The 645-nt window shown below is 65.4% G+C and carries 1 protein-coding gene; it reads right to left on the minus strand.

Annotation, left to right across the window (positions count from 1 at the left end):
• On the minus strand, positions 1–645 hold a 645-nt coding region (locus BJU60_RS14800), incomplete at both ends, for an RNA-guided endonuclease TnpB family protein (protein WP_141737255.1).

The following is a 645-nucleotide window of genomic DNA, read 5'->3' on the forward strand; positions in this document are numbered from 1 at the left end:
CTCGCCACAGGCCGAACAAACCTGGGTCGAGGCGAACCACGGGTCGGCCTGGATCAGTGTGCGGCCGTGGAACCTGCATTTGTAGGCGAGCTGGCGGACGAACTCGCCCCATCCGGCGTCCCCGATCGACCTCGCCAGGCGGCGGTCCTGCATCATCTCCCTCGGTTTCAGCGTCTCGACGACGACGACTTGGTTCTCGTCGACGATGCGTCGTGACAGCTTGTGGAGGAAGTCGTGCCGGCGGTTCCGTACCTTTTCATGCTTCTTGGCCAATAGGAGCCGCGCCTTCTCGCGGTTCCGGCTGCCGGGCTTCTTGCGGGAGAGGGAGCGCTGCGCCCGTCTCAGCCGCGACTCGGCCTCGGGCACTTCGCCGTCATGACGAACGACGCGATGGTGACGGAGAAGATCCCGAACCCGCGCAACCTGCGCGAGGCCGAGGTCGATCCCGATCTTGTGCTCGGCGGGGACCCACGGCTCGTCGGGCTGCTCGACGAGGAGCGACACGAAGAACTTGCCCGTCTTCGTCATCGACACGGTCGCCGACCGGATCTCGCCGTCGAAGATTCGGTGCTGTGTGAAGCGGATGAACCCGACCTTCGGGAGCCGGACATGGCCCCCTTCGATGCGGATCGTGCCGTACTGGTT

Origin of the sequence: Exiguobacterium aurantiacum, from assembly GCF_001766415.1 — a bacterium.
GTDB lineage: Bacteria > Bacillota > Bacilli > Exiguobacteriales > Exiguobacteriaceae > Exiguobacterium > Exiguobacterium aurantiacum_A.